Origin of the sequence: Chryseobacterium rhizosphaerae (assembly GCF_003385455.1) — a bacterium.
Taxonomy (GTDB): Bacteria; Bacteroidota; Bacteroidia; order Flavobacteriales; family Weeksellaceae; genus Chryseobacterium; species Chryseobacterium rhizosphaerae.
Genome location: NZ_QNUF01000030.1, coordinates 50,239 through 62,812, shown reverse-complemented (window position 1 = coordinate 62,812; position 12,574 = coordinate 50,239). Strand labels below are relative to the sequence as shown.

Sequence of the window (12,574 nt, the reverse complement as noted above, 5' to 3'; positions counted from 1 at the left end):
ATGTATAATGTATAATGTATAATGTATAATGTATAATGTATAATGTATAATGTATAATGTATAATGTATAATGTATAATGTATAATGTGATCATTAAACATCATTTTCTCTGTCAATAGAAGTGAGCTTTGCCTGCTTTTCAATAGGATGACGGCAAGCCCTAAAAATAAAGTGCTTAGATTTTTAACAGTAATCCGCTATAAATTTCCGATAAACACTCAGTTTCCTATGATTTAAAATAAAAATGCAAAAAATTTTTTAATAAAAACATCTACGCAAAATGGTTGCGTAATAAGGTGTTTACTTTGCATCAGAAATTAGAGAGGAAGATATAGATTCCTAATGTTTAACAAAAAAACAGTAATCATGAAATTTAATTTTTTAAGAAAAGAGACTAAAGTAGTTAGGAACTACGAAGGTGCAAAAGCATACGTGATGACACCTGCAGAAGAATTATATAGTGCTGTTGTTACAACAGGACTGTCCAATACATCTTATGAAAAAGGAAATGACAGGTTGGAAAGAATCCAGTCTCTGATTAAAAAAAATGATCCGGAGTTTGTGGCGAAATTAGCGGTCTATGCAAGAAGAGATATGTACCTGCGCTCTATACCATTGGTTTTGACAACTGAGCTGGCAAAGCAGACTTCAGGTACGGATTTAGTAAGCCGGACAGTGGATGGTATTGTTCAGAGAGCGGATGAAATCACAGAGCTATTGGCTTACTACCAACTTGCCAATGAAAGAACAGAAACAAAAAAACTGAATAAATTATCAAAACAGATTCAGAAAGGTTTGGTAAAATCATTCAATAAATTTGATGAATACCAGTTTGCAAAATACAATAGAAAAGCTGAGATCACATTGAAAGATGCATTGTTCCTGGTTCACCCAAAAGCAAAAGATGAGAACCAACAGGCTGTTTTCAACAAGATTGTAAATGGCACTCTGGAGGCTCCTTATACTTGGGAAGTTGAACTTTCAGTATTAGGGCAGAAGAAATTCGCTACTGAAGAAGAAAGAAAAGTAGCCTTCAAAAGCAAATGGGAAGAATTGATCTTCAGCAATAAGCTGGGCTATATGGCAACCTTACGAAATCTTAGAAATATTTTAGAAGCGGGAGTGTCATCTTCAGCAATGGATAAAGTATGCCGGTACTTGGCCGATGAAAAAGCGGTTGGTAACTCAAAACAGCTACCATTCAGATTCCTGGCAGCTTATAGAGAATTGAAAAATACTGATTCTCCATACTTGTCCTCTCTTTTGGAAGCCCTTGAAAATGCAGTAATGATAAGTGCAAAGAATATTAAAGGCTTTGGTTTTGATACTTCAGTGGTCATTGCAGCGGATGTTTCAGGTTCAATGCAGAAACCGGTGTCCAATAAGAGTAAAGTCCTGTTGTATGATATAGGATTGCTGATGTCTATGATCCTGCAGTCTCAGTGTAATAATGTAGTAACAGGTATATTCGGTGACCGTTGGATGCGTGTTCCGATGCCAAAAAATAGCATTTTAAGAAATGTTGATGAGTTCTACAAGCGTGAAGGAGAAGTGGGCTACTCTACAAATGGTTATCTCGTTATCGAAGATTTGATCAAAAGAAATGAAAAAGTGGATAAACTAATGTTGTTCACAGATACCCAGATGTGGGACAGCCATGGCTTGAAAAACTCTTTTGAAGACTCCTGGAACAGGTACAAAACCATAGCTCCGAATGCGAAGCTGTATATTTTTGATCTGGCGGGTTATGGTAGACAGCCTTTAGAGGTCAGGAAAAATGATGTATACCTTATTGCAGGTTGGTCAGACAAAATTTTCGATGTATTGAATGCATTGGAAGACCAAAAATCGGCAGTAGAAATGATAAAAAAAGTAGTGCTGTAAGAGGCACTGCTTTTAAAATAAAAGATAATAAAAAATAAAAAACAAACTGCGTAAAAAGAATGCGTATTTAGCTTGTAATTTTGCAGTAGTAAAATACCGGTGCCGTAAGAAAAGACGTTCTTCGAATCCAAACTGACAGAGTCTTTCACCACATTGCCCGGTATAAAATAACCAATGCCGTTGATAAGAGTTCCATCGTCAACTTTTAATTGAATACCATACACTCTTATTATTCATTGCTTGGTTTTTTAATAAAAAAATAAGTACGTAAATAGAATGCGCAGAAGCTGCATAAATTTGTAACAAGAAATTAATAACCATGAAATTATTATAATCAATAGTAAAGGGGTAAGTGCCGTAGAGCAGAGTTACTTCGTTAGGGTAACAAAAGTACAGGTTCAAGTCCTGTTCTGTGGAAGCAGATGGTGTAAAGATAGCACCTTGTTAATACGTCTCTGTTTGAATCATTGCCTTGCTCAACTTATATCAAGTGTCGTTTTAGGATCATACTTCGGGATTTTAATCATTGGGTCGCAGGTTCGAATCCTGCCTTCTCCCCGAAAAGGAGAGGTAGCTCAGAAGGTAGAGCAAATGCACGACAGATCCTAAGAATATTACCTTGATTATATCAGAAAGCACAATGACTGATGAAGAATAAAATACATACTCAAGTGTCGTTTTGGAATCATACTTCGATTACACATCATAAGGTCGCAGGTTCGATTCCTGCCATCCCTGTTGTAAACGGGATGTAGCTCAGAAGGTAGAGCATATGGAAAAGAAAGATTCCGCAATTTTACCTTGAGGTAATAAAGAGTGCCGTAGAGAAGGCTTACTTCGGTTTAATTTGGTTCAACTCCAGAATAGGTCATGAGAATGATCTTATAAAAGTCTTCTCTTATTTTTTGCCTCTTTTTATTAAAAAAAACTAACAAGTGCCGTAAAATAGTGTTACTTCGATTATCACGACGGGGACACGGGTTCGAATCCCGTCTCTTTCACAAAAGATTACGATGTATAGTAGGAAGAGTAGCTCAGGGGTTAGAGCACGACATCACTTTTTGCTTATTGCCTTGTTTTATAAAAAAGAAAAGCTGGAAGCTGTAAGACATCTTTGTATCATAATTTTCTACAATGTCCGATTGATTGTTTTCTTTCAGACTTTTACAATGTCCGTCTTTGCACTTTCAGCTTTATTTTAATAATAATATAAGTGTCGTTAGGAAAAATTTCATCGTTACGCAACTATGGGAGGAATAGCGAAATCGGTAACTCCGGTAAGGCTATCCGGTTCGATTCCGGCTCAACGTACAGCCCGCTTTTTCCTTATCATTACCTTTATAAAAAAATGCCGGTAGATTATTTACCGGCATTTTTCGTTGTATTTTCAAGGTCTTCCTCAAACATCATCTTCCATTTTGAGAGTGTTGTTCTGCTTATTTTATATTTTTTAGACATATAACTGGTAGAATGCCCGTGCTTCTTTTGATATTGAAGAAGCTTCAGCATTGTCTTTTTGTCGTATGTTTTTAGCTTTTGGTTTTCTCTGGACTGCTGGAATAATTTTTCATTAAACTTCAGGACATCTTCAGACGTATTCAGCTTTTCAAGAAGCTCTTTGATTTTAGGATCTTGTAATTTCTCAGGATGTTCCAGTGTAAGCATATCATGATAAATCTTTTTGTAATTCGGGCGCATTCTGTATCTGTTTATCCGTTAGTATTATCAACCTTTTGAAGCCATCGGTGGAGTGTGCTTTTAGGAATAGAATATTCTTTAATAACATCAGTTTGTGTCATCTCCCCCGAAAGAATCCTTTTCATGATAAATTCTTTAATCTCCTGAGTGTAAATATTTTTTCTGAAATATGGAATTTTATCAGATTTCTGCTGGTTTTTATTTACTGCAGAAGGAGGAGCATATAATATTAAGTGAGAACTATACAGTCTGAAAAAATCATACTCTAATAATTTGCTCCATCGTAGAAGAATATCCGCCTCTAGTGATTTTTTTTCGTACATCTTTTCAACAGATTCTTCATCCTTTCCCAAAAATTTACATATTCTCTCAATAGTTATTTCATTTTCATCAACTCTCTCCTTAATAAACTTTCCGATATGGATCTCTTTGTATAACATTTTTATTGAATATTATCTTGATTAAACTTATGTATGCATTGAAAAAATAGGCAGTATATATTAAAGTATGGACGAGCGGATTGGCTTGATTTTGAAGTCAATAGAGTATTGGAGTAATAATGCTCCAAAAAATGTTCAAGATGAATTTAATATCTTAAAAGAATGGGGGCATTGCCACTTTAATTGATCTTAGAATATATTTCTTATTTTCATTTGGTTGATCAACTCTCTTCTCTTTCAAACCTCTTTTTTCTACCATTTGTGTAAATAATATATAACCTATTAAAGTTTCTTCATGCAATTCTATCTATTTAAGTAGTTATTTACAAGGGGTTATGTGTTTTGATAACAAAACTTTACGTAAACATTCCCTATCAATAGTAAATAATTTGCTTAATTGTTTTCAAATTTAAACAAAAATTGGAAGTAAGCAGAATAAGAATGGTAAAAAAGTTTATTTATAGTAAAATTTTAATTAAAATTAACATATTGTATAACGGTGGTGTGAATTATTTAAAAAGATTAGAAGAAAGATCAAAAGAAAATAATTGTATGCCATTGTACAAGTACATACCTTTGTCTATCAATGAAAAATACCATAAGCTTATTCGATTTTTCGAAGAAAATCAATTATAAAAATGAATTGCTGGCAGGCTTTACCGTAGCCATGACCATGATTCCGGAATCTCTTTCATTTGCTATTCTGGCGGGGCTTTCACCACTTACAGGTCTTTATGCAGCTTTTATAATGGGACTGGTGACAGCCGTTTTAGGGGGGCGTCCCGGAATGGTATCAGGAGGAGCTGGTGCTACCATTGTTGTTCTGATTGCATTGATCCAATCTCACGGGATAGAATATCTTTTTGCAACCGTAGTATTGGCGGGCATATTTCAAATGCTGGTAGGGATCTTTAAGCTGGGGAAATTTGTCAGGCTCATTCCACAACCTGTTATGTATGGATTTCTGAACGGATTGGCTATTATTATCTTTATGGCACAGGTTGAACAGTTTAAAATTACAGGGACTAATGGAGCTGTCAGCTGGCTTCAAGGGCTTCCTTTATATATTATGGGTGGATTGACTGCCTTAACGATTGCCGTAGTGTATTTTTTTCCAAAGATCACAAAAGTTGTACCCGCTTCTTTGGTTGCTATTATCGTAGTATTTGCAGTGGTTCTGGGCTTTAATATTCCCACAAAAACAGTGGCTGATATTGCCCACATAAGTGGAAATCTTCCCAGTTTTCATATTCCGCAGATTCCTTTCTCTTTGGAAACATTACAGATTATTTTTCCGTATGCCCTTATTATGGCCGGAGTAGGACTGATAGAGTCACTACTGACATTGTCTATGGTGGATGAAATTACAAATTCAAAAGGAAATGCCAACAAAGAATCTGTTGCGCAGGGTCTTGCCAATATGACCAACGGCTTTTTTGGTGGAATGGGTGGCTGTGCAATGGTGGCACAGACACTGGTAAATCTCAATGCAGGATCAAGAGCCAGGTTATCAGGGATTATCGCTTCTTTGATGATTCTGATGATTATCCTGTTTGGAGCTCCTGTTATTGAAAAAATCCCTATGGCTGCGTTGGTAGGAGTAATGATGATGGTGGCTATAAGTACTTTTCAGTGGGTTTCTATCAGAATTATTAATAAAATGCCGAAATCAGATATCGTGGTAGGAATTACGGTGGCTCTGATAACGGTCATTCTGCATAATCTTGCATTGGCAGTTTTGGTGGGGGTCATTATTTCTGCATTGGTTTTTGCCTGGGATAATGCTAAAAGAATACGGGCGAAAAAATATACGGATGAAAACGGGGTAAGGCATTATGAAATATATGGCCCGTTATTTTTCGGTTCTGTCACCACATTTTTGGATAAATTTGACCCAATAAATGATCCTGATGAGGTGATCATCGATTTCAAAGAAAGCAGGGTAGTAGATATGAGCGCCCTGGATGCTCTTGATAAGCTGTCAAAGCGGTATAAACAGGAAAATAAAACATTATACCTTCGCCATCTTAGTGAAGATTGCCACAAAATGCTTAAAAATGCTGAAGCCATGATTGAAGTTAATATTCAGGAAGATCCCACATATAAAGTAATGCCTGAAAAATAGGTGATTGTCAACCGTGAATTTTGCTTCGCAAGCTAGCGGTGCTATGAGTGTAAATGAAGAGATTGACAAGCGTAGCGTATTGACCGTTCACGACTCTTAAAATAGGTATTCATAAATTAAACAAGGACCGTAAAAAGAAAATTACGGTCCTTGTTTTGCTTTTATTTCGTTCCATAAATCATAAAATATCTTAAAACAGGGAACTAAAGTAATGCATTTCTGATAAATATTTTATCTTTGGGAATAAGTAGAAAACTAAACACTTTTTGATGATTAATAAAATTTAAATCTTTTTCAAAAAAGCTAAATAAAACTTTTAACTAAAACATATTGAAAACAGATATCGACATTCATAACCACTGTCATTTTTCCTTTGACTTGTGGCTCACATTAATCAAATCTCATCCTGAATTTAAAACAAAAAGAGTTGAGCTGTTCTCCTCGTTTTTTAATGTTGACAAACCCATAGAAGACGTTGCCAAAACTGTAAAATATTACGATGATCTTTGCAATACAATTAATGAGGTAACAGGAGGTAATATAGATACCTTTGAAATCTATCTGATGATCTTGGGCGCATTGAATATTGATATAAAGCTTTTAAATAAAGAAAAACTGAACGAATTTTATATTAAAAGCGAAGCGCTTTTTTTAGAATACAAACCGGTAATTATTTTTGAAAATATCCATGATTTTTTTGACGATATCAAAAACCAGGGTAAAACCATTAATGTTCTAAGCAATACCGGATTTATCAAAGGTAAAACGATGAGGAAATTTCTGATTCATGAAAATCTGGATCAGTATATAGATTTTCATATCTACTCCGATGAGATAAACTGTTCCAAACCGAACCCACTTATTTTTCAGGAAGTGAAGAATAAGATTAAAGATCAGGATATTCCAATGCATCAGATTCTGCATATCGGAGACAATCCTGTGGCAGATTATAAAGGAGCGAAAGACTTCGGTTTCAGTGCATATTTACTTAAACACTAAAATAAACATGAATACAAGATACAGCTTACACCACATTCATTCTGCAGATGAGTTCACTTTCTCACCGGCAGAATACAGCTATTTCAAATATGGCGATAAGTCGTATGCTGAAAAATTTGCAAAGGAATTATTCGAGGGGTTTATCTCTCAGAATAAAGAGATTTTAGATACAGATAAAGAAATTGTGGTACTTCCAAGTCCATATATGGCAATTCCTACCGCTTCCAACTTTTTATGTTTTTTCTTTAAAAAATACCTGGATTTTTATCTGTTTCAAAAAGGAAAAAAATCAAGTGTTTTATCTAAAATCAATAGAAACCATACCTATATTACAGATTATGGGAACCTTAATTTTGAAGATCGTAAAAATCTGATTGCCAATGATACTTATTATATAGATAAGGATTTTTTAAGAGGAAAACTTTGTATTTTTATAGACGATATAAAAATTACCGGAAGTCATGAATATACAGTGAACAGAATCCTGAATGAATATAAGGTAGAAGCTGATTTTATGTTCCTGTACTACGCTGAACTGATGAATTTTGACCTTGATCCTAAGATTGAAAACTATTTCAATTACTATGCAGTACAAAATGTACATCATGTTGCTGAAGTGATGGGAAAATCAAGTTTTGAATTCAATACAAGGATCGTGAAATATATTTTAGGCCTTAATTCAAGTAATTTTGATTATCTTACGTCTAAAGTAAAAAAAGAACAGATGGACCTTCTTTTGGAGCTGGCCATCAGTAACAATTATCATTTAATAAAAGAATACGAAAATAACATCAATACTTTAACACAAACGGAATTATATTATGGCTATTAACTTACAAAAAGGACAAAGAGAAAACATTAACGCACCTAAATTTACTGTAGGTTTAGGATGGGATATCAATAATACTTCTACAGGAACAGCATTTGACCTTGACGCTTCTTTATTTTTATTGGGTGAAGACAAAAAATTAGTGTCAGACAGCCACTTTATTTTTTATAACAACCTTGAGTCGCCGGATAAATCAGTAATTCATACCGGGGATAACCTTACAGGAGAAGGTTCAGGTGATGATGAGCAGATTAAAATCGATCTTACAAAAATTGATGCTGCCATTCAGGAAATTACAGTAGTCGTTACTATTCACGATGCAGATGCTAGAAAGCAAAACTTTGGACAGGTAAGAAATTCTTTCATTAGAATTTTTAATTCAGATACGAATGAAGAAATCTTAAAATATGAACTGGATGAAGATTTCTCAATCGAAACCGCTGTAGAGTTTGGAAGAATCTACAACAGAAACGGAGAATGGAAATTTGAGGCTGTAGGAGCAGGACAAAGAGACGGCCTTGAGAAGTTTGTATCAATTTATCAGAAATAAGTATGGATAATCAGGAAAATCAACCCATAGATCCACTAGGATCAATTGAACCTCTTAAAACATTTGAACCTACGCCAATGGCTCCGCCGAGTCAGCCTGTTCAAAATGCAGCACCGGCAGTTCTTGTAGACAGAGAGGGAAATGTAAGCCTTAGTCAGTTGCAGCCGGAAGAACGCCAGAAGTACGAGCTTCTTGCCAACTCCATTGACGAAGCTAATCCGGGATCTATTGTGAATTTTGGAGCTGAGCTTCAGAAAACATTATCGAACCAGAGTGACAGTTTCTTAGGAAATGTAAGAAGATCAAACTCAGGAGAAGTAGGTGTACTTATCAATGATCTTTTGGTAGAGCTTAATTATGTAGACGTAGAAGAGCTTAATGGAAATAAAGTAAAGAGTTTCCTAAGCAAATTGCCTTTCATGAAAAAGATCATGACTCAGGTGGAAAACCTATTTACAAAATATGATAAGATCATCAATAATATTGAGCAGATCTCTTATAAAGTAAATGCGGGGATCATTACTTCTACAAAAGATAATGCTGTATTGCAGACTATTTTTGAAAGTAATGTAAATTCCATTAAGCAAATAGAAGAGCTGGTAATTGCTGGAAATGTAAGAATGGAAAGAGCTGCAGGAGAGCTTGCCTTGATGGAAGCCAGCCCTGAAAGCTATCAGGACTATCAGATTGCAGATAAAAGAGATTTCATTGCAAGATTAGACAGAAGAATGGCTGATCTTAAGGTGGTACGTGTCATCATGATGCAGTCGCTGCCACAGATCAGATTAGTACAGAATAATAATGTTTCTATTGCTGAAAAAGCACAAACAATTCTTACCACGACACTTCCGGTATGGAAAAACCAGCTTTCTCTGGCTGTTGCCATGTACAGACAGCAACAGAATATTGAAATTCAGCAGAAAGTATCTTCCACTACTGAGGCTATCTTAAAAAAGAATGCAGAACGTCTTGGTCAGAATTCAGTGAATGTAGCCAGAGCCAATGAACAGACTATTGTATCTGTAGAAACACTAAGAGAAACAACTTCAATGCTTATCAATACGCTAAACGAAGTGAAACAGATCCAGAAGCAAGGTGCTGATAACCGAAGAAAACTGGATCAGGATCTTCAGACATTGGAGCATGAATTAAAAGCTAATGTCAGAGGTTAATTAACAGGGTACCAAGGTGGGGGATGATGCAGCAACCATATTGTCGCAAAGCAAAAGAAGGTTAACAAAGCTTAAACTTCTGGCTAATTTTTTTGAACATATTGACATAATATCCATTTACATCAAAACAGATATTATCCACAATCTGTTCCAGGAGAATACTGCTTTGGATTATAGCAAACTGGAGCTTTTTCACCTTCAATATACCGACAGCCTTATAGAATTGCTGACCAAAATCAAAAGACAGAAGGAAAATGATATGCTGACTGTCATCAATGAAATTGGTATTAATAAAAAATATATTTCAGGTTTTGAAGAAAGACGGGTAGACAGTTTTCAGACGGACAGGAAAATGTACAGTGGTGTATTTTCACAACATTTGAAAACATTGTATAAAGATCTTACGGAAGATGTTTTTACCGCCAATTGGGATAATGTACTCTATTTCCATAAGAAGTATGCTCAGGAATTTTACAGAACCGAAGCTGATGAATCGCTGCTGAAGTCTGAATCTTTTCCTGCCTATCAGTATCTGGATTATTCCATTGAAAGAAAACTGTTGGGGAGACTTAATATACAGGGATTTAAAGTACGTTTTGTTTGTGGCTACCTTTTTGGAATTCATGAGTATGAACTTTTCAAGATCTTTCAGTCTGATGATTATTTTATTTTCAGTGTAGACGAAAAGAAACTTTATCTTTTTGACAAAGAACTGGATCAACTCGATATTTCTGAAAATCAATCGAATCAGGGCACTATTATCGATCAGTTGAAAAGGAAAAATGAATACCTGGAAAATAGTATGAACGAAAGAAAACGCAGTATACCCACAGAAGTGGAAGGTGTTTTGAAAGACTATTTAAAAAACCTGGAAAATATAGATATTATGAGCAAAATATTTGATTTTGATGAAGAAACAAATATCCTGAGGGCAATGCTTAATTTGAATTTGAATAATAACTGATACGAAATTTGAAAAGTGAAAAAGCCAATCCGCTCTTTCACAAAAAAAGTAAATAACAACTAAACATAAAAAGATGGCTATCAACTTACAAAAAGGTCAAAGAATTAACCTTAAAAAAGAAAACGGCGCAGAACTTTCCCAAGCTTGTGTAGGAATCAACTGGGGAGCAATTGAAAAAAAAGGTCTTTTTGGAACTAAAAAAGAAGCAGTAGACTTAGATGGAAGCTGTATTTTATATGATTCAAACAAAAATGTAACAGAAGTCATTTATTTCGGAAACCTAAAGTCCAGAAACGGATCTGTAAAGCACAGTGGAGATGACCTTACAGGGGATATAAATGGAGATGATGGTTTGGATAATGAAGTAATTACAGTAGATTTCAGCCAACTGGAACCCAATATCGAACATGTTGCCATGGTTCTAAACAGTTACCAAGGTCAGGATTTCGGAACAATTCCTTTTGCTTCTATCCGTATTTATGAAGGATCTCCTACCAACGTAAGAGAAGTTTTTGCTAAATATGATATCGCAAACGATGCCTCTTTCAGAGGACATGTTGCTATGGTAATGGGAGTATTCTATAAGAGAAACGGAGAATGGAAGTTCAATGCGATCGGAGATCCTACAGCAGATAGAAAACTGGAACAGACAATTCAGACTGTACAGATGAATTACTTATAAACAATTATCAATCAATAGATAAATAAATTAGCAGTATTTGTACCTTGTACACTTATTGCTTTTATCATATAATAACATATAACTCAAGTGGAACATCAAAGTATTTTAGAACTGCACCCTGGCCTGGTCTGGGGATTCGCGATAACGGTTGTTATCATGCTGCTCCTGGATTTAGGGGTATTCAATAAAAAAAGTCACGAAGTCTCGTCCAAAGAAGCGACCATCTGGTCTATCGTGTGGATCTCACTTTCTATGATCTTTTCAGGCGTAGTGTATTGGGTTTTCAATACAGACGGAACACCGGAAAGTCATGCTATTGCGGTAGAGAAATTTACACAGTATCAGGCCGCCTACTGGATCGAGAAAGCCCTTTCTGTGGATAACTTATTCGTGTTTATTCTTGTTTTCGGCTTCTTTAAAGTTCCGAAATACCTTCATCATAAAGTGTTGTTCTGGGGAATTATCGGTGCACTGATATTCAGAGCTATATTTATCTTTGCTGGGGTAGGACTTATTAACCTTACTTATCTTCCTGAAATGAATGTTTTCGGAAAACCAGTACAGATCAATGTAGTGATGGCCCTGTTCGGACTGTTTCTTGTGTACGCAGGAATCAAATCCTGGGGTGACGGAGGCGATGATGACGATGAAGACTACAGCAATACAGCAGGAGCAAGACTGATTAAAAGCTTCTGGAAAGTTTCTGACAATTATGATGGTGACAAATTCTTCACCATTCAGAATGGAATTAAGATGGCAACACCTCTTTTAGTAGTGGTGGGGGTTATTGAATTTACAGACGTTCTTTTTGCTGTGGATTCTATTCCGGCAATCTTTGCGATCTCAAATGATCCTTTCATTCTTTACACATCGAACATCTTTGCTATCTTAGGTCTTAGATCATTATATTTCCTACTGGCAAACTTTATTCACATGTTCAGCAAACTTCCATACGGTCTGGCCATTATCCTTTCATTTATTGGAGTTAAAATGCTTATTGCACCGTGGATTCACATTCCATCTCCTGTTTCTTTAGGAATTGTAGGAGGCGTATTGGTAATCTCGGTTCTTTTATCCATTATATTCCCTGAAAAAGAAGAAGCGGAAAAAGAAAAATTAGAAGACTAAACGTTTTTAAAATAAAAAAAAGCCCTGAGAAGTAAACCTCAGGGTTTTCTTATGGCCTCATATTAAAACAGACAGACAAGTTTGTCTGTTTTGTTTTTTTATC

11 protein-coding genes are annotated in these 12,574 nt (G+C 35.4%); 9 read left to right on the top strand and 2 right to left on the bottom strand.

What is annotated here, in order from left to right:
* The first annotated feature begins 366 nt into the window (after positions 1-366).
* On the top strand, positions 367-1,884 hold the full coding sequence (locus DRF57_RS19970; protein WP_115920474.1) for a TROVE domain-containing protein: 1,518 nt from the start codon (positions 367-369) through the stop codon (positions 1,882-1,884).
* 1,359 nt (positions 1,885-3,243) lie between these two features.
* On the opposite strand, the gene DRF57_RS19965 is transcribed toward DRF57_RS19970, so the two are convergent.
* A complete protein-coding gene (locus tag DRF57_RS19965) occupies positions 3,244-3,582 on the bottom strand; it encodes a hypothetical protein (RefSeq protein ID WP_047489406.1) in 339 nt (112 codons plus the stop codon).
* 11 nt (positions 3,583-3,593) lie between these two features.
* Positions 3,594-4,022 (bottom strand): transposase, encoded by a 429-nt coding sequence (locus DRF57_RS19960; protein ID WP_047489403.1) that lies wholly within the window; start codon positions 4,020-4,022, stop codon positions 3,594-3,596.
* 586 nt (positions 4,023-4,608) lie between these two features.
* On the opposite strand from DRF57_RS19960, the gene DRF57_RS19955 reads away from it, so the two are divergent.
* The 8 genes from DRF57_RS19955 to DRF57_RS19920 all read left to right on the top strand — a co-directional run bounded on the left by DRF57_RS19955 (position 4,609) and on the right by DRF57_RS19920 (position 12,471).
* The gene (locus tag DRF57_RS19955) at positions 4,609-6,147 is read left to right on the top strand and encodes a SulP family inorganic anion transporter (RefSeq protein WP_115920470.1); all 1,539 of its coding nucleotides are present in this window, start codon (positions 4,609-4,611) and stop codon (positions 6,145-6,147) included.
* Between the two features lie 330 nt (positions 6,148-6,477).
* Positions 6,478-7,146 carry an HAD family hydrolase gene (locus tag DRF57_RS19950; RefSeq protein WP_115920468.1) on the top strand — a complete coding sequence of 223 codons (669 nt, stop codon included), beginning with the start codon at positions 6,478-6,480 and terminating at the stop codon, positions 7,144-7,146.
* Positions 7,147-7,153: 7 nt separating this feature from the next.
* Complete coding sequence (locus DRF57_RS19945) at positions 7,154-7,978, top strand: phosphoribosyltransferase family protein (RefSeq protein ID WP_084086758.1); 825 nt, start codon at positions 7,154-7,156, stop codon at positions 7,976-7,978.
* A complete protein-coding gene (locus DRF57_RS19940) occupies positions 7,968-8,525 on the top strand; it encodes a TerD family protein (RefSeq protein WP_047489391.1) in 558 nt (185 codons plus the stop codon). Before DRF57_RS19945 ends, DRF57_RS19940 begins: the two co-directional genes overlap by 11 nt.
* Positions 8,526-8,527: 2 nt before the next feature.
* On the top strand, positions 8,528-9,697 hold the full coding sequence (locus tag DRF57_RS19935) for a toxic anion resistance protein (RefSeq protein WP_174772382.1): 1,170 nt from the start codon (positions 8,528-8,530) through the stop codon (positions 9,695-9,697).
* 16 nt (positions 9,698-9,713) lie between these two features.
* Complete coding sequence (locus DRF57_RS19930; protein ID WP_084086757.1) at positions 9,714-10,661, top strand: hypothetical protein; 948 nt, start codon at positions 9,714-9,716, stop codon at positions 10,659-10,661.
* 73 nt (positions 10,662-10,734) lie between these two features.
* Positions 10,735-11,343: a TerD family protein gene (locus DRF57_RS19925; protein WP_047489388.1), complete on the top strand. Its 609-nt coding sequence runs from the start codon at positions 10,735-10,737 to the stop codon at positions 11,341-11,343.
* An 87-nt stretch (positions 11,344-11,430) separates the two neighbouring features.
* Positions 11,431-12,471, top strand: coding sequence for a TerC/Alx family metal homeostasis membrane protein (locus tag DRF57_RS19920; protein ID WP_047489384.1), 1,041 nt, complete (start codon positions 11,431-11,433; stop codon positions 12,469-12,471).
* The last annotated feature ends 103 nt before the right edge of the window (positions 12,472-12,574 follow it).

What these genes read in the sequence shown, in the direction of transcription:
- DRF57_RS19970 (WP_115920474.1), top strand. Translation starts at nt 367, where the DNA reads ATGAAATTTAATTTTTTAAGAAAAGAGACTAAAGTAGTTAGGAACTAC.
- DRF57_RS19965 (WP_047489406.1), bottom strand. Translation starts at nt 3,582, where the DNA reads ATGCGCCCGAATTACAAAAAGATTTATCATGATATGCTTACACTGGAA.
- DRF57_RS19960 (WP_047489403.1), bottom strand. Translation starts at nt 4,022, where the DNA reads ATGTTATACAAAGAGATCCATATCGGAAAGTTTATTAAGGAGAGAGTT.
- DRF57_RS19955 (WP_115920470.1), top strand. Translation starts at nt 4,609, where the DNA reads ATGAAAAATACCATAAGCTTATTCGATTTTTCGAAGAAAATCAATTAT.
- DRF57_RS19945 (WP_084086758.1), top strand. Translation starts at nt 7,154, where the DNA reads ATGAATACAAGATACAGCTTACACCACATTCATTCTGCAGATGAGTTC.
- DRF57_RS19940 (WP_047489391.1), top strand. Translation starts at nt 7,968, where the DNA reads ATGGCTATTAACTTACAAAAAGGACAAAGAGAAAACATTAACGCACCT.
- DRF57_RS19935 (WP_174772382.1), top strand. Translation starts at nt 8,528, where the DNA reads ATGGATAATCAGGAAAATCAACCCATAGATCCACTAGGATCAATTGAA.
- DRF57_RS19925 (WP_047489388.1), top strand. Translation starts at nt 10,735, where the DNA reads ATGGCTATCAACTTACAAAAAGGTCAAAGAATTAACCTTAAAAAAGAA.